The sequence below is a fragment of the Streptomyces sp. NPDC022552 genome (assembly GCF_055561875.1).
Genome location: NZ_JBVHGJ010000002.1, coordinates 885,187 through 906,066, shown reverse-complemented (window position 1 = coordinate 906,066; position 20,880 = coordinate 885,187). Strand labels below are relative to the sequence as shown.

At 71.4% G+C, this 20,880-nt stretch carries 19 protein-coding genes; 9 read left to right on the top strand and 10 right to left on the bottom strand.

Going from position 1 to position 20,880, the window contains the following annotated elements; translation table 11 throughout:
* Positions 1–89 precede the first annotated feature (89 nt).
* The 3 genes from ACZ3OF_RS09005 (at position 90) to ACZ3OF_RS08995 (ending at position 2,824) form a co-directional block, all read left to right on the top strand.
* On the top strand, positions 90–1,016 hold the full coding sequence (locus tag ACZ3OF_RS09005) for an ABC transporter ATP-binding protein (protein WP_361669081.1): 927 nt from the start codon (positions 90–92) through the stop codon (positions 1,014–1,016).
* Positions 1,013–1,780, top strand: coding sequence for an ABC transporter permease (locus ACZ3OF_RS09000; protein WP_361669083.1), 768 nt, complete (start codon positions 1,013–1,015; stop codon positions 1,778–1,780). Before ACZ3OF_RS09005 ends, ACZ3OF_RS09000 begins: the two co-directional genes overlap by 4 nt.
* A 75-nt stretch (positions 1,781–1,855) precedes the next feature.
* A complete protein-coding gene (locus tag ACZ3OF_RS08995) occupies positions 1,856–2,824 on the top strand; it encodes a COX15/CtaA family protein (RefSeq protein WP_467303843.1) in 969 nt (322 codons plus the stop codon).
* A gap of 25 nt (positions 2,825–2,849) precedes the next feature.
* Here the strand turns inward: ACZ3OF_RS08995 and ACZ3OF_RS08990 are convergent, their stop codons facing one another.
* The 3 genes from ACZ3OF_RS08990 to ACZ3OF_RS08980 all read right to left on the bottom strand — a co-directional run bounded on the left by ACZ3OF_RS08990 (position 2,850) and on the right by ACZ3OF_RS08980 (position 5,381).
* Positions 2,850–3,929 (bottom strand): amidohydrolase family protein, encoded by a 1,080-nt coding sequence (locus ACZ3OF_RS08990; RefSeq protein ID WP_361669088.1) that lies wholly within the window; start codon positions 3,927–3,929, stop codon positions 2,850–2,852.
* 69 nt (positions 3,930–3,998) lie between these two features.
* The gene (locus tag ACZ3OF_RS08985) at positions 3,999–4,334 is read right to left on the bottom strand and encodes a hypothetical protein (RefSeq protein ID WP_361669091.1); all 336 of its coding nucleotides are present in this window, start codon (positions 4,332–4,334) and stop codon (positions 3,999–4,001) included.
* A gap of 93 nt (positions 4,335–4,427) precedes the next feature.
* A complete protein-coding gene (locus ACZ3OF_RS08980; RefSeq protein WP_467303608.1) occupies positions 4,428–5,381 on the bottom strand; it encodes a heme o synthase in 954 nt (317 codons plus the stop codon).
* A 310-nt stretch (positions 5,382–5,691) separates the two neighbouring features.
* On the opposite strand from ACZ3OF_RS08980, the gene tkt reads away from it, so the two are divergent.
* Genes tkt through pgl form a run of 5 tightly spaced genes read left to right on the top strand, consistent with a single transcriptional unit; the run spans position 5,692 to position 12,314 of the window.
* Complete coding sequence (gene tkt / locus ACZ3OF_RS08975) at positions 5,692–7,779, top strand: transketolase (RefSeq protein ID WP_361669095.1); 2,088 nt, start codon at positions 5,692–5,694, stop codon at positions 7,777–7,779.
* Positions 7,780–7,811: 32 nt separating this feature from the next.
* Positions 7,812–8,930, top strand: a complete 1,119-nt coding sequence (tal, locus tag ACZ3OF_RS08970; protein ID WP_361669098.1) for a transaldolase — start codon at positions 7,812–7,814, stop codon at positions 8,928–8,930.
* A 5-nt stretch (positions 8,931–8,935) separates the two neighbouring features.
* The gene (gene zwf, locus ACZ3OF_RS08965) at positions 8,936–10,468 is read left to right on the top strand and encodes a glucose-6-phosphate dehydrogenase (protein WP_361669100.1); all 1,533 of its coding nucleotides are present in this window, start codon (positions 8,936–8,938) and stop codon (positions 10,466–10,468) included.
* Positions 10,465–11,535 (top strand): glucose-6-phosphate dehydrogenase assembly protein OpcA, encoded by a 1,071-nt coding sequence (gene opcA / locus ACZ3OF_RS08960; protein ID WP_467303604.1) that lies wholly within the window; start codon positions 10,465–10,467, stop codon positions 11,533–11,535. Before zwf ends, opcA begins: the two co-directional genes overlap by 4 nt.
* Positions 11,532–12,314 carry a 6-phosphogluconolactonase gene (gene pgl / locus ACZ3OF_RS08955; RefSeq protein ID WP_361669105.1) on the top strand — a complete coding sequence of 261 codons (783 nt, stop codon included), beginning with the start codon at positions 11,532–11,534 and terminating at the stop codon, positions 12,312–12,314. The genes opcA and pgl overlap by 4 nt, the downstream gene beginning before the upstream one ends.
* A 22-nt stretch (positions 12,315–12,336) precedes the next feature.
* Here the strand turns inward: pgl and ACZ3OF_RS08950 are convergent, their stop codons facing one another.
* The 6 genes from ACZ3OF_RS08950 to ACZ3OF_RS08925 all read right to left on the bottom strand — a co-directional run bounded on the left by ACZ3OF_RS08950 (position 12,337) and on the right by ACZ3OF_RS08925 (position 18,952).
* The gene (locus ACZ3OF_RS08950) at positions 12,337–13,899 is read right to left on the bottom strand and encodes a PH domain-containing protein (RefSeq protein WP_467303601.1); all 1,563 of its coding nucleotides are present in this window, start codon (positions 13,897–13,899) and stop codon (positions 12,337–12,339) included.
* On the bottom strand, positions 13,896–14,396 hold the full coding sequence (locus tag ACZ3OF_RS08945; RefSeq protein WP_467303599.1) for a PH domain-containing protein: 501 nt from the start codon (positions 14,394–14,396) through the stop codon (positions 13,896–13,898). The genes ACZ3OF_RS08950 and ACZ3OF_RS08945 overlap by 4 nt, the downstream gene beginning before the upstream one ends.
* A 3-nt stretch (positions 14,397–14,399) precedes the next feature.
* A complete protein-coding gene (gene pgi / locus ACZ3OF_RS08940) occupies positions 14,400–16,052 on the bottom strand; it encodes a glucose-6-phosphate isomerase (RefSeq protein ID WP_467303841.1) in 1,653 nt (550 codons plus the stop codon).
* Between the two features lie 91 nt (positions 16,053–16,143).
* Positions 16,144–16,908, bottom strand: a complete 765-nt coding sequence (locus ACZ3OF_RS08935) for a sugar isomerase domain-containing protein (RefSeq protein ID WP_467303596.1) — start codon at positions 16,906–16,908, stop codon at positions 16,144–16,146.
* Positions 16,909–17,105: 197 nt separating this feature from the next.
* On the bottom strand, positions 17,106–18,230 hold the full coding sequence (locus ACZ3OF_RS08930) for a serine hydrolase domain-containing protein (RefSeq protein ID WP_467303595.1): 1,125 nt from the start codon (positions 18,228–18,230) through the stop codon (positions 17,106–17,108).
* Between the two features lie 53 nt (positions 18,231–18,283).
* On the bottom strand, positions 18,284–18,952 hold the full coding sequence (locus tag ACZ3OF_RS08925; protein WP_361669117.1) for a DUF4097 family beta strand repeat-containing protein: 669 nt from the start codon (positions 18,950–18,952) through the stop codon (positions 18,284–18,286).
* Between the two features lie 243 nt (positions 18,953–19,195).
* Between ACZ3OF_RS08925 and ACZ3OF_RS08920 the strand changes: the two genes are divergently transcribed.
* Positions 19,196–19,924 (top strand): helix-turn-helix domain-containing protein, encoded by a 729-nt coding sequence (locus ACZ3OF_RS08920; RefSeq protein WP_361669120.1) that lies wholly within the window; start codon positions 19,196–19,198, stop codon positions 19,922–19,924.
* A 25-nt stretch (positions 19,925–19,949) separates the two neighbouring features.
* Here ACZ3OF_RS08920 and ACZ3OF_RS08915 read toward each other — a convergent pair whose 3' ends face one another.
* Positions 19,950–20,870, bottom strand: coding sequence for an N-acetylglucosamine kinase (locus ACZ3OF_RS08915; protein WP_361669123.1), 921 nt, complete (start codon positions 20,868–20,870; stop codon positions 19,950–19,952).
* Positions 20,871–20,880: the final 10 nt, after the last annotated feature.

The following is a 20,880-nucleotide window of genomic DNA, read 5'->3' as shown; positions in this document are numbered from 1 at the left end:
CCCAATGTTTTCGGCCATTCCCGGGCCTCCGGGGCGGCCGGTTCTCCCCGCCGAACGGAGCAACCGGACGGCTCTCTAGACTTCCGGGCATGAAGAACGAGTCCGTCGTCCAGGTCCGCGGCCTGGTCAAGCGGTACGGGACCAAGACCGCCGTCGACGGCCTCGACCTCGACGTCCGGGCCGGCACCGTGACCGCCGTCCTCGGCCCGAACGGTGCCGGGAAGACCACCACGATCGAGACCTGCGAGGGCTACCGGAAGGCCGACGCGGGCACCGTCCGCGTGCTCGGCCTCGACCCGGTCGCCGACGCGGCCCGGCTCCGGCCCCGGATCGGCGTGATGCTCCAGTCGGGTGGCGTCTACTCCGGCGCCCGTGCCGACGAGATGCTCCGCCACATGGCGAAGCTGCATGCCCACCCGCTCGACGTGAACGCCCTGATCGAGCGCCTCGGGCTGGGCTCCTGCGGCCGGACCACCTACCGCCGGCTCTCCGGCGGCCAGCAGCAGCGGCTCGCCCTCGCGATGGCCGTCGTGGGCCGCCCGGAGCTGGTCTTCCTCGACGAGCCGACCGCCGGACTCGACCCGCAGGCCCGCCGCGCCACCTGGGACCTGGTCCGCGAGCTGCGCGCCGACGGCGCCACCGTCGTCCTCACCACCCACTTCATGCACGAGGCCGAGGAGCTGGCGGACGACGTGGCCATCGTCGACGCCGGCCGGGTCGCCGCCCAGGGCAGCCCCGAGGCCCTGTGCCGCGGCGGCGCCGAGAACACCCTGCGCTTCACCGGCCGCCCCGGACTCGACCTCGGCTCGCTGCTCAAGGCCCTCCCCGACGGCACCCAGGCCGCGGAGCCGATCCCCGGGACGTACCGGATCACCGGCGAGGTCGGCCCCCAGCTGCTCGCCACCGTCACCACCTGGTGCGCCCAGCACGGCGTGATGCCGGACGGCATCGCGGTGGAGCGCCACACCCTCGAAGACGTCTTTCTCGAGCTCACGGGCAAGGAGCTGCGGTCATGAGCACAGGAACCTATGCCCCGAAGCCGGGAGCCGCGCCCGTCGGCCGGATGATCGCGGCGCAGACCGTCCTGGAGACGAAGATGCTGCTGCGCAACGGTGAGCAGCTGCTTCTGACGGTGATCATCCCGTCCCTGCTCCTCGTGCTGTTCTCGACCGTCGACATCGTCGACACGGGCGCCGACGAGGCCGTCGACTTCCTCGCGCCGGGTGTTCTCGCGCTCGCCGTGATGTCCACCGCCTTCACCGGTCAGGCCATCGCCACCGGCTTCGAGCGCCGCTACGGCGTCCTCAAGCGGCTCGGGGCCTCCCCGCTCCCCCGCTGGGCGCTGATGACCGCCAAGACGCTCTCCGTCCTGGTCACCGAGGTCCTCCAGGTCGCGCTCCTGACCGCCATCGCGCTGGGGCTCGGCTGGTCGCCCCAGGGCGACCCCGTCTCCGTCCTGCTGCTCCTCGTCCTCGGCACGGCCGCCTTCTCGGGCCTCGGTCTGCTGATGGCGGGCACGCTGCGCGCCGAGGCGACACTGGCCGCCGCGAACCTGGTCTTCCTGCTGCTCCTGGTGGGCGGCGGGGTGATCGTGCCCCTCGACCGGTTCCCCGACGCGGCCCGCTCCGTCCTGGAGCTGCTGCCGATCTCGGCGCTCTCGGACGGGCTGCGGGACGTGCTCCAGGGCGGCGCCGGGATGCCGTGGGGACAGGCGCTGACGCTCGCCGTGTGGGCGGTCCTCGGGCTCGGCGCGGCGGCGAAGTTCTTCCGCTGGGAGTAGCGGGAGGGTGACGTTCCGGGGTGACTTCACCCGTAACGCACCCCTCGTGAAAGCGTGCACAAGCCCCGTCCTACGATAGGGCCCGTGTTGACCCCCCTCGCCCACATCGCCAGGCGCTGGACCCCGTCCCCACGGACCCTCCGGCGCGCCGCGCTCTCCGCCGTCGTGATGAGCGTCCTCATCATCGTCACGGGAGGCGCGGTCCGGCTGACCGGCTCCGGCCTCGGCTGCGACACGTGGCCCAAGTGCACCGACGACAGCCTCATCGTGACGCCCGAGCAGGGCTACCGCGGGGCGATCGAGTTCGGCAACCGGATGCTGACGTACGTCCTGTCGGCCGCGGTCGGCTGGGCGATCATCGCCGCGCGGTCCACCAAGCCGTGGCGCCGCGGTCTGACCCGGCTCGGCTGGGCACAGTTCTGGATCGTCGCGAGCAACGCGGTCCTGGGCGGGATCACCGTGTGGATGGGCCTCAACCCGTGGACCGTCGCCGGGCACTTCATCGCCGCCAACGCGCTCCTCACCGTCGCCGTGATCACCTGGCACCGCGCCGGTGAGGGCGACACGACGCCCCGGCCGCGCGTTCCCGGGCCGGTGCGCAAGCTCTCCTGGGCGATCATCGCGACCTCGGTCCTCCTGATCGTGCTCGGCACGGGCGTCACGGGCTCGGGCAAGCACGCGGGTGACAGCAGCGACGTCCCGCGCATGCCGTGGGACTGGACCGCCGCCGCCCACCTGCACGCGATCGGCGCCTGGGTGGTCTGCGCCCTCGCCCTCGCGATGTGGCTGGTGCTGCGGGTGGTCGACGCCCCGGACGACACCCGGGCGCGCGCCCGCGACCTGCTGGTCGTACTGCTCGCCCAGGGCGGGATCGGCTACCTCCAGTACTTCACCGGCGTCCCCGAGGTCCTGGTCGGCGCGCACATGCTCGGCTCCGCGTTGATGTGGATCGCTGTGCTGCGCCTGGCCCTGAGCCTGCGTGAGCGCCCGCTGCCCAGCCCGGAGATCCCGGCCCAGGCCGACACGGCCCTGGCGAAGGCGTAACGCCCCGGCGCCCGTCGGACCGTTCTCAGGCCAGCCCGTAGATCCTGCGGGCGTTGCCCGAGGCGATCATGGTCGCCACGCGCTGGGCGTCGGTGAGGGACCAGGCGCCGTCGCCCACCCATTCGCCCAGCACACGGCTGAGCGCGCCACGGAAGACGTTGGCCGCCACGACATGCAGCTCCGGCAGGGCGTGCGCCCCGCTGGAGAAGAGCAGCTTGCCGAAGGGGGCCAGCTCCAGGAGCTCGGCGAGTACGGCCGCGGCCCGGGCCCCGGTCCTGCCGAGGACGGAGCCCAGATCGGCGTACACATGCGGGAACGCGCCCGTGAGCTGGGCCGTCTGCCGGTGGTACGGGTATCCGTGCAGCAGCACGACGTCCGTGCCGAGGCCGCTGGTGGACGCGGCGAACCCGGCGAGCCCGGCGGGGTCCTCGGCCCCCACGTGCAGCTGGAGCGGCCGCCCGGCGCCGACGGCGACCCAGAGCAGATGGCGCAGCAGCACCGGGTCGGTGAGCCGGCCGCCGACCGGGCGCCGCGCCAGCCAGCGCCCCGCCGCCCCGCGCACCTCGCCCGGCCCCGGCGGCTCGGACGCCTGGACGAGGCCCCGGCTCACCCCCGCCACGGAGGTGAACGCGACGGCGGTCGTGGCCGCGCCGTGGACGGCCTCGGAGAGGTTGGCGAGGAGCGCCTCGACCGATCCGGAGGTGTCGGCGACCTGCTCGGCGAGGGGTTCCAGGCGGACGATCTCGTGTGCGGCGGCGGCGCCGGCGGAGGCGATCTCGGCGGGGCCGGTCAGATCGCCGGGCAGGCCGGTGTCCACGAGGTAGGTGGAGATCCCGGAGGCGCGCAGCAGCCGCCGCCCGGACTCCAGGACACCCAGTTCGCGGCGGCGGGCGAGATAGCGGGCCGGCGGGCAGTGCGGCTCCAGGCCGAGCAGCGGCGGGCACCAGCGGCGTACCGCGAAGCCGGTCTGGGTGTCGAAGTAGGTGGTGCCGGGCGCGGGCGGCCGGGCGGTCCTGCCGAGGTACGACTCGAAGGTGCCGAGGCCGAGCTCCGTACGGAGCACCCCGTGGCAGTACTGGTCCACCAGGCTCGGGGTCTCGATCATTCGGGGGGCTCCCTGCGTGGACGTTCTTCCACACGTCCTAACGGGTGAGCCCCGCCCGAGGTTGTTGCCTTACGCGTTGGACGCGCCGCCCAGCTGGATTCCGGCCATCCGGCTCCACTCGTACGGGCCGGTGACGACCTTGGCGGCGAACTCGCCGTCGAACTCCTCGTGGAGGGTCAGCCCGGCCTTCTCCGCCGCCTTCTCCGCGACGGCGTACGTCGGGGCCACCAGGTCGCCCCAGCCGCCGTCCTCGCCGACGAGGACGATCCGGGTGCCCGCCTGGCCGATGTGGGCGAGTTGCCCCTCGGCGCCGCCGTGCTCCTTGGAGAACGCCTGGATCTGCCTGGCGAGCTTGGCCGCCTTGCGCTCCGCCTGCTTGGTCTCCGCCTGCTTGGTGTCTGCCATGGGACAGATGCTACCGATGGGTAGATCAACTGGCGACGGCCGGTGCACGTGGTCTTGCCCACGTGCACCGGCCGTCGATCAGGGTCCGAGGGGCTACCTCAGGAAGGGGTCCACCGCGACCGCCACGAAGAGCAGCGAGACGTAGGTGATCGACCAGTGGAAGAGGCGCATCTCCTTGAGCTTCGCGCCGGTCGCGCCGTTCTTCGCGCGGTTCAGCAGTCCGTGCGCCTCCCAGAGCCACCAGCCGCCGGTGAGCAGCGCCACGGCCGTGTAGAACCAGCCGGTGTAGCCGAGCGGCGTCAGCAGTAGCGAGACGGCGACCATCACCCAGCTGTACGCGACGATCTGCTTGGCGACGACCTTGTTCGAGGCGAGGACCGGGAGCATGGGCACGCCCGCCCGGGCGTAGTCGTCCTTGACCTTCATCGACAGCGGCCAGTAGTGCGGCGGCGTCCAGAAGAAGATGACCATGAAGAGGATGATCGCGGCCCAGGACATCGAGTTGGTGACGGACGACCAGCCGATCAGCACCGGCAGACAGCCGGCGATGCCGCCCCAGACGATGTTCTGCGCGGTGCGGCGCTTGAGGATCATCGTGTAGATCACGACGTAGAAGAGGAGCGCGCCGAGCGAGAGCGCCGCGGAGAGCCAGTTGACCAGGAGGCCGAACCAGAGCGTGGACACCACGGCGAGGGTGAGGCCGAAGATCAGCCCCTCACGCGGGGTGAGGACGCCGGTGACCAGCGGGCGCTGGGAGGTGCGGTCCATCAGGGCGTCGATGTCGCGGTCGATGTACATGTTCAGCGCGTTCGCGCCGCCCGCCGACAGATAGCCGCCGAAGCAGGTGGCGAGTACCAGCCACATGTTCGGGACGCCCTGCTCGGCGAGGAACATCACCGGAACGGTCGTGATGAGCAGCAGCTCGATGATCCGCGGCTTGGTCAGCGCCACGAATGCCTTGACGCGGGCCCCGAACGGCCGATGGCCCCCCGGGCTGGGAGTCAAGACGACCCCTGCGGGTCGGGACTCGACGGCCGTCACGCACACCCCTGACAGAGAATTCCCAGCAAGCTCCCCGGATGAAGACGGGGTGAAGACTTGCGCGTACCACGCCACTGTAGACGTTGCCCAGACGCCGATCTTCGCGGGGGTGGGGTCGTGTTGAGGGGCCTCGTCCCAAGGCGTGGACAGCACTCGGGAGGTGAAGTGACAGAGTGACCGGCACTCTTGCCGTGTCTTCTGTTTTCCGGGGCCCGCACTCGAAAAGATGGACGTGATGACGGGGGTAGGCTCGACAACGCCGGTACACCCTCAGTCACCGGCTTCCAGTACATGTGGAGAGGAGCCCTGACTCAGGGTGAGCACTAAGCCGACCACCACAGACCTCGAGTGGACCGAATTGGACCAGCGGGCCGTGGACACCGCCCGCATCCTGGCCGCGGACGCCGTACAGAAGGTCGGCAACGGCCATCCCGGTACGGCCATGAGCCTGGCGCCCGCCGCGTACACCCTCTTCCAGAAGGTGATGCGCCACGACCCGGCCGATCCGGAGTGGGTGGGGCGCGACCGTTTCGTGCTGTCCGCCGGTCACTCGTCCCTGACCCTCTACACCCAGCTGTACCTGGGGGGCTTCGGGCTCGAGCTGGACGACCTGAAGGCGTTCCGCACCTGGGGCTCGAAGACCCCGGGGCACCCGGAGTACGGTCACACCGCGGGTGTCGAGACGACGACCGGCCCGCTGGGCCAGGGTGTCGCCAACGCCGTGGGCATGGCGATGGCCGCCCGTTTCGAGCGCGGTCTGTTCGACCCGGAGGCGGCCCCCGGCACCTCCCCGTTCGACCACCGGATCTACGCGATCGCCGGTGACGGCTGCCTCCAGGAGGGCATCTCCGCCGAGGCGTCCTCGCTGGCCGGTCACCAGAAGCTCGGCAACCTGATCCTGCTGTGGGACGACAACCACATCTCGATCGAGGGCGACACCGAGACGGCCGTGTCCGAGGACACGATGAAGCGGTACGAGGCGTACGGCTGGCACGTCCAGCGCGTCGAGGCGCAGGCCAACGGCGACCTGGACCCGGCGGCGCTGTTCGCGGCGATCAAGGCCGCCGAGGCCGAGACCGAGCGTCCGTCGTTCATCGCGATGCGCTCGATCATCGCCTGGCCCGCCCCGAACGCCCAGAACACCGAGGCCGCGCACGGCTCGGCGCTCGGCGACGAGGAGATCGCGGCCACCAAGCGGATCCTCGGCTTCGACCCGGAGCAGACCTTCGAGGTCTCCGACGAGGTCATCGGTCACACCCGCTCGCTGGGCGACCGCGGCCGTGAGGCCCGCGCCGCCTGGGAGAAGTCCCTCGCGGAGTGGCGTACGGCCAACCCGGAGCGGGCCGCGACGTTCGACCGCGTCCAGGCGAACGAGCTGCCCGAGGGCTGGGAGTCGAAGATCCCGGTGTTCGAGGCGGGCAAGGGCATCGCCACCCGCGCCGCGTCCGGCAAGGTCCTGCAGTCGCTCGGCGCTGTCATCCCGGAGCTGTGGGGCGGCTCGGCCGACCTGGCCGGCTCGAACAACACGACGATCGACAAGACCTCGTCGTTCCTGCCCGAGGGAAACCCGCTGCCCGAGGCGGACCCGTACGGCCGCACGATCCACTTCGGCATCCGCGAGCACTCCATGGCCGCGGAGATGAACGGCATCGCGCTGCACGGCAACACCCGTGTCTACGGCGGCACCTTCCTGGTGTTCTCCGACTACATGCGCAACGCCGTGCGTCTGTCCGCGCTGATGCACCTGCCGGTGACGTACGTCTGGACCCACGACTCGATCGGTCTGGGCGAGGACGGCCCGACGCACCAGCCGGTGGAGCACCTGGCGTCGCTCCGCGCGATCCCCGGTCTGAACATCGTCCGCCCCGCGGACGCCAACGAGACCGCCATCGCCTGGCGCGAGATCACCAAGCGCCACACCCGCGTGTTCGGAAAGGGCGCCCCGCACGGTCTGGCCCTGACCCGTCAGGGTGTGCCGACGTACGACTGGAACGACGACGCGGCCAAGGGCGGGTACGTCCTGTTCGAGGCCGAGGGCGGCGACGCCCAGGTCGTGCTGATCGGCACCGGCTCCGAGGTGCACGTGGCCGTCGAGGCCCGGGAGCAGCTCCAGGCCGCCGGCGTCCCGACCCGCGTGGTCTCGATGCCGTCCGTCGAGTGGTTCGAGGAGCAGGACCAGGCGTACAAGGACGCCGTTCTGCCGCCGTCGGTGAAGGCGCGCGTGGCCGTCGAGGCGGGTGTCGGTCTCACCTGGCACAAGTACGTCGGTGACGCCGGCCGGATCGTCTCGCTGGAGCACTTCGGTGCCTCCGCCGACGCGAAGGTCCTCTTCCGCGAGTTCGGCTTCACGCCGGAGGCCGTGGCCGCCGCCGCCCGGGAATCTCTGGTCGCCGCGGCGCGCTGACGCCCCTAGACACGAATTTTGGAGAACCTCTCATGACAGACGCTCTCAAGCGCCTCTCCGACGAAGGCGTCGCGATCTGGCTGGACGACCTCTCGCGTCAGCGGATCACGTCCGGAAACCTGGCCGAGCTGATCGACCAGCAGCACGTGGTGGGTGTCACCACCAACCCGTCCATCTTCCAGAAGGCGATCTCGGAGGGTCACGGCTACGACCAGCAGCTGGCCGACCTGGCCGCCCGCAAGGTCACCGTGGACGAGGCCATCCGCATGATCACGACGGCTGACGTGAGGGACGCCGCCGACATCCTGCGCCCGGTCTACGACTCCACGGACGGCCAGGACGGCCGGGTGTCGATCGAGGTCGACCCCCGTCTGGCCCACAACACGACGGCCACCATCGCCGAGGCCAAGCAGCTGGCCTGGCTGGTCGACCGTCCCAACACGCTCATCAAGATCCCGGCCACCAAGGCGGGCCTGCCGGCGATCACCGAGGTCATCGGCCTCGGTATCAGCGTCAACGTGACGCTGATCTTCTCGCTGGAGCGCTACCGCGCGGTCATGGACGCCTACCTGGCCGGTCTGGAGAAGGCCCGCGAGCGCGGCCTCGACCTCTCCAAGATCCACTCGGTGGCGTCCTTCTTCGTCTCCCGCGTGGACTCGGAGATCGACAAGCGCCTGACCGCCCTCGGCACGGACGAGGCCAAGGCCCTCAAGGGCAAGGCCGCCCTCGCCAACGCCCGACTGGCGTACGAGGCGTACGAAGAGGTGTTCTCGAGCGAGCGCTGGACCGCCCTGGACAAGGCGCAGGCCAACAAGCAGCGTCCGCTGTGGGCCTCGACCGGCGTCAAGGACCCGGCGTACAAGGACACGCTGTACGTCGTCGACCTGGTCGCGCCGGGCACCGTCAACACGATGCCCGAGGCGACCCTGGAGGCCACCGCCGACCACGGCGAGGTCGCCGGCGACACCGTGCGGGGCACGTACGCGCAGTCGCGCGCCGAGCTGGATGCCATCGAGAAGCTCGGCATCAGCTACGACGACGTGGTACAGCTGCTCGAGGACGAGGGCGTCGAGAAGTTCGAGGCGTCCTGGAACGACCTGCTCAAGTCGACCGAGGCGGAGCTCCAGCGCCTCGCACCTTCGGAGGCGTAAGCACTTTGAGCGCAGTTCACGGAGCCAACCCGCTCCGTGACGCCGCAGACCGACGGCTCCCGCGCATCGCGGGGCCGTCGGGTCTGGTGATCTTCGGCGTCACGGGCGATTTGTCCCGAAAGAAGCTCATGCCTGCCGTCTACGACCTGGCCAACCGTGGTCTGCTGCCGCCGGGCTTCTCGCTCATCGGCTTCGCCCGCCGCGAGTGGCAGGACGAGGACTTCGCGCAGGAGGTCTACGAGGCCGTCAAGCAGCACGCCCGCACCCCGTTCCGCGAGGAGGTGTGGCAGCAGCTGATCCAGGGGATGCGCTTCGTCCAGGGCGACTTCGACGACGACGACGCCTTCGACCAGCTGAGGACCACCATCGAGGAGCTGGACAAGGCGCAGGGCACGGGCGGCAACTTCGCCTTCTACCTCTCCGTGCCGCCGAAGTTCTTCCCGCTGGTCGTCCAGCAGCTGAAGAAGCACGGCCTGGCCGACCAGAAGAACAACTCCTGGCGCCGCGCGGTCATCGAGAAGCCCTTCGGCCACGACCTGGCCTCCGCGAAGGAGCTCAACGAGGTCGTCCACGAGGTCTTCCCGCCCGACGCGGTCTTCCGGATCGACCACTACCTGGGCAAGGAGACCGTCCAGAACATCCTGGCGCTCCGCTTCGCCAACACCCTCTTCGAGCCGATCTGGAACCGGTCGTACGTCGACCACGTACAGATCACCATGGCCGAGGACATCGGCATCGGCGGCCGCGCCGGGTACTACGACGGCATCGGCGCCGCCCGTGACGTCATCCAGAACCACCTCCTCCAGCTGCTCGCGCTCACCGCGATGGAGGAGCCCGCCTCCTTCGACGCGGACGCGCTCGCGGCCGAGAAGACCAAGGTGCTCGGCGCGGTGAAGCTGCCGAAGGACCTGGGTGCCTCGACCGTCCGCGGCCAGTACGCGCCGGGATGGCAGGGCGGCGCGAAGGCCGTCGGCTATCTGCAGGAGGACGGGATCGACCCCAAGTCGAAGACCGACACCTACGCGGCCATCAAGCTGGAGATCGACAACCGCCGCTGGGCGGGCGTCCCCTTCTATCTCCGTACGGGCAAGCGGCTCGGCCGTCGCGTCACCGAGATCGCGGTGGTCTTCCAGCGCGCGCCCCACTCCCCGTTCGACAAGACGGCGACGGAGGAGCTGGGCCAGAACGCCCTGGTCATCCGCGTCCAGCCGGACGAGGGCGTCACCATGCGGTTCGGCTCCAAGGTTCCGGGCACCTCGATGGAGGTCCGGGACGTGTCGATGGACTTCGCCTACGGCGAGTCCTTCACGGAGTCCAGCCCCGAGGCGTACGAGCGACTCATCCTCGATGTGCTGCTCGGCGACTCGAACCTCTTCCCGCGGGTCGAGGAGGTCGAGCTGTCCTGGACGATCCTCGACCCGATCGAGCAGTACTGGGACAAGCACGGCAAGCCCGCGCAGTACCAGTCGGGGACCTGGGGTCCGGTCGAGGCGGACGAAATGCTCGCACGAGACGGACGGAGCTGGCGCAGGCCATGAAGACCGACCTCACGGACACCACGTCCAGCAAGATCAACAAGGCGCTGGTGCTCGGGCGGCGTGCCATCGGCACGCCCGCCGTCGGCATGGTGCTCACCCTCGTCATCGTCACCGACGAGGAGAACGCCTACGACGCGCTGAAGGCGGCCAACGACGCGTCCCGCGAGCACCCCTCGCGGACGCTGGTCGTCATCAAGCGGGTCTCGCGTTCGCCGCGCGACCGCGCGAAGGCCCGGCTCGACGCCGAGGTCCGCCTCGGCGCCGACGCCAGCACAGGGGAAACGGTTGTCCTGCGGCTGTACGGCGAGGTCGTCGACCACGCCCAGTCGGTGGTCCTGCCGCTGCTGCTCCCCGACGCGCCCACCGTCGTCTGGTGGCCGGTCAACGCCCCGGCCGATCCGGCGAACGACCCGCTGGGCGCGCTCGCCCAGCGCCGGGTGACCGACACGTACGCCTCCGAGCAGCCGATCCACGAGCTGACCGGGCGCGCGGACACGTACACCCCGGGCGACACGGACCTGGCCTGGACCCGGATCACCCCGTGGCGTTCGATGCTGGCCGCCGCGCTCGACCAGGTCGTGTGCGAGGTCACCTCGGCCGAGGTGGAGGGCGAGGAGTTCAACCCGAGCGTCGAGCTGCTCGCCATGTGGCTGGCGGACCGGCTGAAGGTGCCGGTGCGCCGGTCGACGTCGGCGGGTCCCGGGCTCACCTCCGTACGGATGGAGTCCACCTGCGGGCCGATCGTGCTCGACCGGCCGGACGGCTCGCTGGCGACGCTCTCCATCCAGGGGCAGCCGGACCGTGGCGTGGCGCTCAAGCGCCGCGAGACGGCCGAGCTGATCGCGGAGGAGCTGCGGCGGCTCGACCCGGACGACACGTACGCCTCTGCGCTGCGGTACGGGCTCGACCGGCTGGACGAGGAGTCGAAGGTGACGGCCCCGGCGGAAGGTGCGGCTGACCCTGCTGCCGCGGATTCGGCTTCGGCTTCGGCTTCGGCGGATCCGGCTTCCGGCACGGCGAAGGCGCCCGCGAAGAAGGCCCCGGCCAAGAAGGCGGCGGCCAAGTGAGCACTCCCCAGCTCGTCGTCCACCGCGACAAGGAGCTGATGGCCCAGGCCACGGCGGCCCGGCTGATCACGCGGATCGTGGACGCCCAGTCCGCCCGCGGCTCGGCCTCCGTGGTCCTCACGGGCGGCCGCAACGGCAACGGGCTGCTCGCGGCGCTCCGTTCGGCCCCCGCGCGCGACGCGATCGACTGGTCGCGGCTCGATCTGTGGTGGGGCGACGAGCGGTTCCTGCCCGAGGGCGACCCGGAGCGCAATGTCACCCAGGCCCGTGAGGCGCTGCTCGACAGCGTCCCGCTGGACCCGGCGCGGGTGCACGCGATGCCGGCCTCGGACGGCCCGTACGGCAACGACGTCGAGGCGGCGGCAGAGGCGTACGCGGCCGAACTGGCCGCGGCCGCCGGCCCCGAGGACCACGCCTCGGTGCCGACCTTCGACGTGCTGATGCTGGGCGTCGGGCCGGACACGCACGTGGCCTCGCTCTTCCCGGAGCTCCCGGCGGTCCGCGAGACCGAGCGCACGGTGGTGGGCGTGCACGGCGCGCCGAAGCCTCCGCCGACCCGCGTCTCGCTGACGCTGCCGGCGATCCGTGCCGCGCGGGAGGTCTGGCTGCTCGCGGCCGGCGAGGACAAGGCGAAGGCCGCGGCGATCGCGCTGTCCGGCGCGGGCGAGATCCAGGCACCGGCAGCCGGCGCCTACGGCCGCACGCGGACGCTCTGGCTGCTCGACGCGGCGGCCGCCTCGGAGCTGCCGCGCGCGCTGTATCCGCCGGCCTCGGCCTGACGGACGCTCGATGAGGCCCGGTTCACCGCACGGTGGACCGGGCCTCCGGCGTTTCCCGTACGGGTTCCAGGAAGGGAGCGAGCAGGTCGGGCACCGTCTCCGCGGCGAAGGCCAGCCCCTCGCCCTGCCCGGCGTCGTGGATGTCGTACGCGCCCGAGCCCGCCGCGGTCGTCGCGGTGAGCGTCACCAGGCCGGCGCGGCGCTGGAAGTACGACTGCTTGACGGTCCAGCCGATGACGCCGCCGCGCTGGAGGGCGACCGTGGTGCGGCGGACCGTGCCGGACCTGGCCAGCAGGTAGTCGCCGCTGACGCCGTGCCCGAGGTTGCGGTAGGCGTCACGCGCGCCCACCACGGCGAGCGGGCCGAGGACGAGGGCGCAGCCCACGGCCACGTACAGCAGGACGGGCGTGAGGAGGGCGCCGAGGACGGCGAGGACCGCGGCGGGGGTGAGCGCGCTCCACAGCGCCCAGCGCAGCCGCCGGGTGCGGGCCGCGCGCGGATGGACGGTCAGCGGCGCGCTCGTCGGGGACTCGGACTCGCGCAGCACCTGCGCGGCGACCCGGTCGGCGACCGCGCGGGGCGCGGCGGGCAGCAGGGTCTTGTTATCGGCGTGCTCGTCCTCGTCGTGCTCGGCGAGTCCGGTGGCGACGGCGTCGACGCGGGCGGCCCTGCACATCCGTACGCCGAGCGGCTCGACCAGTTCGACCCCGCGCAGCCGGCGTTCCTCGATGGAGATCGAGCGGGCGGTGAGGAGCCCGCGGCGGACCCTCAGGGTGCCGCCGGGCTCGCGCTCCAGGCGGTAGTTCCACCACATCTCGACCCAGAGGCCGAGGGCGCCGACGGTCCCGACGACGACGGCCAGTGCGATGAGGACGAGGATCATGGAGACGACCGAGGTGTCCTGGAAGCGGTCGCCTATCCAGTCGATGACCTCGCCCTGAGCCCCGAACCACTCGCTGACCTGCATCACGGCTCCGGCGGCCGCGCCGCCGAGGGCCACGGTGACGAAGGAGACCGGGGCGTAGCGGATCCAGCCCCGGTCGAGCACGGCGAGCGCGCCGTCGTGATGGGTGTCCTCGGTGCCGGTGGGCGCCCGGTCGAGCAGTTCGCGGCGGAGCCGTTCTCCCTCGGCCCGGTCGACCGGGTCGAGTTCGAGGGTGGACTCGCCGCCGTTGTGCTCGCCGGTGCCGATGCGGACCTTGACCAGCCCGAGGACGCGTTGCAAGGGGTTGGCGGTGAGGTCGACGCTGCGGATGCGTTCGCGGGCGAGCGAGCGCCGCTTGACCAGGAGGAGTCCGGTGTGGAGTTCGACCCTCCCCCAGCCTTCGGCCGGGGGTACCCCCATCTCGCTGCGCTCGGCACCGATGCGGTAGCGGGTGCGCCGCCAACGGATGTGGTCGGCGGCCGCGCCGGCGCCGATGAGGAGTACCGCCCCGGCGAGGATCCAGCCGACGGCCCTCCAGGCGGGCATGGCATTGCGGAGGGCGAAGAAGGTGGGCAGGGCCGCGCCCGCGGCGACGCCCGCGAGGACGACGGCGGTGACCAGGACCGTACGCCGGTCCAGGCGCCGCCACTCCTCGCTCATGTGGCGTCCCCGGGCGTGGCCTGGGTGATGCGGGTGAGCTTCTCGGCGAGATCCGCGGCGAGTTCGTGGTCGAGACCCTCGACGCGGATCGCGCCCTTGGAGGAGGCGGTGGTGACGGTGACCGTGGCGAGGCGGAAGTACTGCTCCAGCGGTCCCCTGACCGTGTCGACGGTCTGGATACGGGACATGGGCGCGATCCGCCACTCCTGCCAGAAGACCCCCGTGCGGACGTAGACGGCGTCCTCGGTGACCTCCCAGCGGTGGAAGCGGAACCACCAGAGGGGGAAGAACGCGGTGCAGGCGAGGCCGACGGCCGCCAGGACGGCGGCGGGCAGCCAGAGCCAGAACCGGGCCGGCGTGATGAGCGCCCCGAGCACGCCGAGGACCACCACCGGTACGGCGGTGGTCACCAGCCACTGGGTGCGCCACCAGCCGACGGCCCGTTCGTCCAGCGAGTTGCTCGGCGGCCGCAGCCGCACCGTGTTCTCCCCCCTCATCGGTCAGCGGCCCCTGAGCGTCCGGTATGTGTCGACGAGCGCGGCGGTCGAGCCGTCGAGCTCCTCGCCGCCGGTGCCTTCGGTGAGCACGGGCTCGATCTTCTTGGCGAGGACCTTGCCCAGCTCGACACCCCACTGGTCGAAGGAGTCGATGTTCCAGACCGCGCCCTGGACGAACACCTTGTGCTCGTAGAGCGCGATGAGCTGGCCGAGCACGAAGGGGGTGAGTGCCTTGGCCAGGATCGTGGTGGTGGGGTGGTTGCCCTGGAAGGTCTTGTGCGGGACGAGTTCCTCGGCGACGCCCTCGGCCCGTACCTCCTCGGGCGTCTTGCCGAAGGCGAGCGCCTGGGTCTGGGCGAAGAAGTTGGCCATCAGCAGGTCGTGCTGGGCGGCGAGCCCCGGGGCGAGGTCGGCGACGGGCTCGGCGAAGCCGATGAAGTCGGCCGGGATGAACTTGGTGCCCTGGTGGATCAACTGGTAGTAGGCGTGCTGCCCGTTGGTGCCGGGGGTGCCCCAGACGACGGGTCCGGTCTGCCAGTCGACGGGGTTGCCGTCGCGGTCGACGGACTTGCCGTTGGACTCCATGTCGAGCTGCTGGAGGTAGGCGGTGAACTTCGACAGGTAGTGCGAGTACGGCAGGACGGCGTGCGACTGGGCGTCGAAGAAGCCGCCGTACCAGACGCCGAGAAGGCCGAGGAGCAGCGGCGCGTTCTCCTCCGCGGGGGCGGTCCGGAAGTGCTCGTCGACGAGGTGGAAGCCGTCGAGCATCTCGCGGAAGCGCTCCGGACCGATGGCGATCATCAGGGAGAGGCCGATGGCGGAGTCGTAGGAGTACCGTCCGCCGACCCAGTCCCAGAACTCGAACATGTTGGCCGTGTCGATGCCGAAGTCCTGCACCTTCTCGGCGTTGGTCGACAGGGCGACGAAGTGCTTGGCGACGGCGTCCTGACCGGCCCGCAGCCCGGTGAGGAGCCAGTCGCGGGCGGAGGTGGCGTTGGTGATCGTCTCGATGGTGGTGAAGGTCTTCGAGGCGACGATGAAGAGCGTCTCGGCCGGGTCGAGGTCACGGACGGCCTCGTGGAGGTCGGCGCCGTCGACGTTGGAGACGTAGCGGAACGTCAGATCCCGCTGGGTGTAGGCGCGGAGGGCCTCGTAGGCCATGGCGGGGCCGAGGTCGGAGCCGCCGATGCCGATGTTGACGATGTTCTTGATCGGCCTGCCGGTGTGTCCGGTCCATTCGCCGGCGCGGACCTTGTCCGCGAAGGCGGCCATCTTGTCGAGGACGGCGTGGACGGCCGGGACGACGTTCTCGCCGTCGACCTCGATGACCGCGTCGCGCGGGGCGCGCAGCGCCGTGTGGAGGACCGCGCGGTCCTCGGTGGTGTTGATCTTCTCGCCGCGGAACATGGCGTCGCGCAGCTCGGCCACACCGGTGGCCGTGGCCAACTCGCGCAGCAGCGTCAGCGTCTCGTCGGTGACCAGGTGCTTGGAGTAGTCCAGGTGCAGGTCGCCGACGCGCAGTGCGTACGCGGTGCCACGACCCGGTTCGGCGGCGAACAGCTCGCGCAGATGGGTGGCTCCCAGCTGCTCGCGGTGCTTGCCGAGGGCGGCCCATTCGGGGAGCCGGTTGAGCCTCGTGCGTCCTTGTGCGTTCATCTCGGACATCGCCTACTTCTTCTCTTCCTGCCTGCTTGCCCCGCTGCGACTCCAACCTAATTGATCGTGGGGGCGGAAGGCGCGCGACGGCTCAGTGGCCGCCGCGATGCAGCCGACCTGCGTAGCGGGCCTCCAGGTCCGCGTTGCGCTCGTGGCCGCCGGGGAGGTTGGCGGAGACGTACACCGGCGGTTCGTGGCCCTCGGCGAGGAGGAGGGCGACCGACTCGGCGACGACCATCTGCACGAGGAGGGAGGAGGTGAGGGTGGAGACCCCGCAGAGGCCCGTGCCGTCCGGGAGGGGGAGCACGGCGTCGCCGGTGGGCGCGCCGTTGTCGAGGACGGCGTCGGCGAGGTCGGCGAGCCGCCGTCCGCTCGCGTGCGGGGCGGGGACGGCGCGGGTGTGCGCGAGCGAGGTGAGCGCGACGAGCGGGTGACCGGCGGCGGTCACCTTGAGCGCCAGGTCGACGACGGCGTTGTTCACGCCCGAGTTGGAGATGATGACGAACAGGTCCTGCGGGCGGGGCGTGGCCAGGGCGTAGAGCCGGTCGGCGAGGCCGGGGGCGCGCTCCAGGAGCGGATCGGCGAGTACGGAGGGGTCCTCGCCGCCGCGCAGTACGAGGTCGGCGAGTGCGATCCGGCTGGTGGGCACGAGCCCGCCGGCCCGGCCCGCGATCTCCAGGGCGGCGGCCTGCGAGTGCCCGGTGCCGAAGGCGTGGATCACCCCGTCGGCGGCGACACAGTCGGCGAAGAGCCGGGCGGCGGCGACGACGGAGTCCTTGTTGCCGGCGACGACCCGCTCGACTACCTCTCGTGCGTGGTCGGCGAACACAGCGGCACCGAGGGCGGGTTGGGGCATGTCCAGCCTCCATTGGTTCGATGAACCGGATCCTGACGGGCATTCCGATTCAATGAACCAGCAACACCCTCCTCGGTCAAGGGCCCGAGAACGCCGACGGGGCGGCGTACACCGACGCGATGCCGGAGCACGCCGCCCTCGGGCGGGACGGGGTTGCGGGAGACGGCCCGCGTACGGCCCATGGTGTCCGGCCCGGTCTACTCGGCGCCCTTCGCCGCGTCGGCCGAGCCGGCCTGCGCGCCGAACACCTCCTGGACGAGGGCCTTCTGCGCCTTCTGGAACGCCGCGGCGGTGGCGGCGAAGTCGAGATCGGCGTCCCCGGTGGTCAGCGAGGCGGTCAGGGTCCTGCTGCCGTCGGGCGTGCTGTACATCAGCGCCGCCCAGCCGAAGAAGCCGCCGTTGTGGTGCAGGACGGTGCCGCCGCCCTCCGTCTCCTCCACGAACACCCCCAGGCCGTAGCCCAGCTTGGGATGCGGCGTGCGCATCTCGGCCAGCAGCGGTGCGGGCACGAGCTTGCCGCTGTTCAGTGCGGAGAAGAAGGTGTGGAGATCCTTGGTGGTCGAGATCATGTCACCGGCGGCGGAGATCCAGGAGACGTTGAACCGGGTGACGTCGACGACCTTCCACTGGCCGGCGTCCTCGTACCGGTAGTAGCCGTGAGCGTGCGGCTCGGGGATCTCCGGCGAGTCGCCCGGCACCACTGTTCCCGACAGCTCCAGCGGCCGCAGGATCAGCCGCTCCGTCTCCTCGGCCAGGGAGCGGCCGGTGACCTCCTCGATCAGCAACTTGGCCAGCACATAGTTGGTGTTGGAGTAGCTCCAGTCCGCCCCCGGCTCGAACCGCGCCGGCTTGGACAGGGAGAGCCGGACCAGCTCCTCCGGGTCGTAGGTGTGGAACTGGCGGTCCACGTACTCCTGGCCCTGCCAGGGGATGCCCGGCGTGACCGTCCCGTCGTCGCCGTACTCGCCGGTGTGGTTGAACAGTCCGCTGGTGTGCTGGAGGAGCATCCGCACCGTGATCCGCCGGTCGAGACCGAACCGGGGCAGGTGGTCGTCCACCGGGCTGTCCAGCCCGAACCTGCCCTCGGCCACCAGCAGCAGCACCACGGTCGCGGTGAAGGTCTTGGTGGTGCGGCCGATCCGGAACCGTCCGTCGGTCGCGGGCTTGGCACTCTCGCCCAGTTCGTTCACGCCGGCGCTGCCGACCCACTCGCCCCGCTCGTCGTTCACGCGCAGCTGGACCCCGGCGAACCCGGAATCGACGATCTCCTGGATGGCCTTCTGCAGTTCCGGGCGGTCCTGGCCGGTGAGGGGGAGGGACATGGTGGTACTCCTTCGCGTTGTGGGTGTGCGGGTACGGCGGCAGTGGCGGCGCTTCAGAGGCTGCGGGCGGTGATGTCGCCGTAGGCCGTGGTGGCGTGAAGGGTCAGGCCGGGCGCGCCGTCGGCGTTCTTGAGCGCGTTGTGGATCCGGCCGTACGCGGTACCGGCGTCCAGGGAGGCGGAGACTCCGCGGGCCGCGCCGACCGACACGTCCCCGGACTCGGTGCGCAGCGTGACGGTGCCGCGCACGGCCTCGGTGATCCGGAGGTCGCCCTTCTGGGTGCTGATCTCCGCGGGGCCGCCCAGACGGCCGACCGAGATGTCGCCGGCGAGGAGGGTGAGGCGGGCGCTGTCGGCCTCGTCGAGCTCGACCGTGCCCTGCGCGCTCTCGAAGGTGACGTCGCCGAGCCGTCCGACGCCTCGGAGTTCGGCGTCGGCGCCCTTCGCCTCGACCCGGGAGCCAGCGGGCATATGGACGGTCACCTCGACGTATCCGGAGGCACCGAGCATCTCCTTCTTCGCCGGCGGGGCCTGGATCCGCAGGACGCCTTCGGTGTGGTCGACCGTGGTCTCCTCCGCCGCCCGCACGTCCCGGCTCTTCGCGGCGTTCGCGGGCCGGACCTCGACCGTGGCGTCGGTCCGGTCGGCGGCGATGAGCCGGATGCGTCCCGCGGGGATGTCCAGGACGGCGAGGACGGGGGCGGTGGTGTCGAACTGCTGCATGACGCTCTCCTTCGTCTTCAGCGTGCGCTCCGTCGGCCCGCTGTTTCTGATGATGGAAAGCTACGTTGCGTTCATGAACTTGGCAACACACTCGTTGCACACTCTCGCCGTTTTCGCAGGCAGTAGCAGCAATTTCGTTGCAACGAATCCAAAAGTAACGCAACGATCTCCAACAGGTTCGTTGCAATGAAGGAGGGATGAACGCTATGGTTGACATCTCTACGGCCGATGAAGGAGACCGCGATGCCCGGAGGCAGACTCACCCAGCCCGAACGCCAGCAGATCGCGCTGGGACTGGCCGACGGCCTCGCCTACGCCGAGATCGCCAGGCGCCTCGAACGCCCGACCTCGACCGTCACGCGTGAGGTGATGCGCAACGGCGGCCCCACCGCCTACCGCGCCGACCTGGCCCACCGCGCCACCGAGCGCCGCGCCCACCGTCGCAGGCAGGCGGCGCCGTCGGAGTCACCCCCACAGGCCGGCGGACGCGACACCGAGGCCGTACGCGAGTACGAGGAGGTGTTCACCACCGTCATGATGCAGTCGGGCATGCCCAAGATGATGTCCCGGGTGATGGCCTGCCTCTGCCTCGCCGACACGGGCAGTCTCACCGCGTCCGAACTGGCCGGGCGCCTCCAGGTCAGCCCGGCGTCCGTCTCCAAGGCGATCACGTTCCTCGAGTCCCAGAGCATGGTCCGGCGGGAACGCGACGAACGGCGCCGTGAGCGCTACGTCGTCGACGACGACGTCTGGTACCAGTCGATGATGGCCAGCGCCCGCACCACCGCTCACATAAGCGACATCGCGCGGCAGGGCGTCGGCGTCCACGGCACCGGCACCCCGGTCGGCACCCGCCTCGAAAACATCGCCCGCTTCCTCGACTTCGTCTCCGAGAGCACCGCCCGCGCCGCGGAGCAGGCCCGCGCCATCCTGCACACGGCCCCCGGCACCACCCCGGACAGCACCACCTGAGCCACCCGGGCCCGCGCGCCGGCCGTCAGCGCGAGAGCCGGGCCAGGGCCACGGCGCCCGGCACGCCGTCCGGGACCGGGGAAAGAGCGAGGCCCCACGCGCCCACCCGCTCGGCGAGACGCGGCAGGAGCGGCCCGACGGGACCGATCAGGCCACCCGTGACGACCAGCGGCTCCCCCGGCCGCGGCCCCAACGCGCCTACGGTGGACGCCAGTTCGGCCGCCGCTCCGTCGAGGAGCGAACACGCCACCTCGTCCCCGGCCTCCTCCGCCGCCACCACCAACGGGCTGAGCGCCGCGAGGCGGACGGGGTGGCCGCCGAACCCGTACCCGACGACGGCCTCCTTGGTCAGACCCCCGCACACCTCCCCCACCGCCCCCGCGAGGCTCGTGGCCGGGCCGCGCCCGTCCAGGGAGCGCAGGACCGCCCGCAGCGCCTCGCGCCCCAGCCAGAAGCCGCTGCCCGCGTCACCGAGGAGCCAGCCGTCCCCGTCCACGGCCCGCACCGCGCGGCGCCGCTCCACCCGCGCGGCCGTCGCGCCCGTGCCCGCGATCAGCACCAGACCGTCCGCCGGGGTCCCCGGCCCGGCGGCGAAGGCGATGTCGGCGTCCCCGAGCACCTCGATCCGCGCCGGGCAGGCCCCCACCCGCCCCAGGGCTTCCCCGAGGGCCCCGCGGGCGTTCGCCACGCCTCCGCCCGGCCCGCCGCCCGCGAAGCCGGCCACCACCGAGACGACCGCGCCCGCCCGGCCGTGCGGCACGGCGTCCCGCAGGGCCCGCGCCAGATTCCGTACGAGATCGGCGGGCGCGACGCTCAGCGCGTTCCCCGGGCCGCCCACGCCCTCTCCCAGCACCGCGCCCGTCGCCGCGTCGGCGAGCCGCGCCCTGATCCGCGTACCCCCGGCGTCGATCCCGAGCACGCACGACTGAATCCCGGATTCGTTCATCAGCCCGCAT

Coding starts and splice junctions, on each gene's coding strand:
- ACZ3OF_RS08930 (WP_467303595.1), bottom strand. CDS start 18,230: ATGTCCCTCCCCCTCACCGGCCAGGACCGCCCGGAACTGCAGAAGGCC.
- pgi (WP_467303841.1), bottom strand. CDS start 16,052: ATGAACGCACAAGGACGCACGAGGCTCAACCGGCTCCCCGAATGGGCC.
- ACZ3OF_RS08915 (WP_361669123.1), bottom strand. CDS start 20,870: ATGAACGAATCCGGGATTCAGTCGTGCGTGCTCGGGATCGACGCCGGG.
- ACZ3OF_RS08945 (WP_467303599.1), bottom strand. CDS start 14,396: ATGAGGGGGGAGAACACGGTGCGGCTGCGGCCGCCGAGCAACTCGCTG.
- ACZ3OF_RS08935 (WP_467303596.1), bottom strand. CDS start 16,908: ATGCCCCAACCCGCCCTCGGTGCCGCTGTGTTCGCCGACCACGCACGA.
- opcA (WP_467303604.1), top strand. CDS start 10,465: ATGAAGACCGACCTCACGGACACCACGTCCAGCAAGATCAACAAGGCG.
- ACZ3OF_RS08990 (WP_361669088.1), bottom strand. CDS start 3,929: ATGATCGAGACCCCGAGCCTGGTGGACCAGTACTGCCACGGGGTGCTC.
- ACZ3OF_RS08950 (WP_467303601.1), bottom strand. CDS start 13,899: ATGAGCGAGGAGTGGCGGCGCCTGGACCGGCGTACGGTCCTGGTCACC.
- ACZ3OF_RS08985 (WP_361669091.1), bottom strand. CDS start 4,334: ATGGCAGACACCAAGCAGGCGGAGACCAAGCAGGCGGAGCGCAAGGCG.
- ACZ3OF_RS08925 (WP_361669117.1), bottom strand. CDS start 18,952: ATGCAGCAGTTCGACACCACCGCCCCCGTCCTCGCCGTCCTGGACATC.
- ACZ3OF_RS08920 (WP_361669120.1), top strand. CDS start 19,196: ATGCCCGGAGGCAGACTCACCCAGCCCGAACGCCAGCAGATCGCGCTG.
- ACZ3OF_RS09000 (WP_361669083.1), top strand. CDS start 1,013: ATGAGCACAGGAACCTATGCCCCGAAGCCGGGAGCCGCGCCCGTCGGC.
- tal (WP_361669098.1), top strand. CDS start 7,812: ATGACAGACGCTCTCAAGCGCCTCTCCGACGAAGGCGTCGCGATCTGG.
- ACZ3OF_RS09005 (WP_361669081.1), top strand. CDS start 90: ATGAAGAACGAGTCCGTCGTCCAGGTCCGCGGCCTGGTCAAGCGGTAC.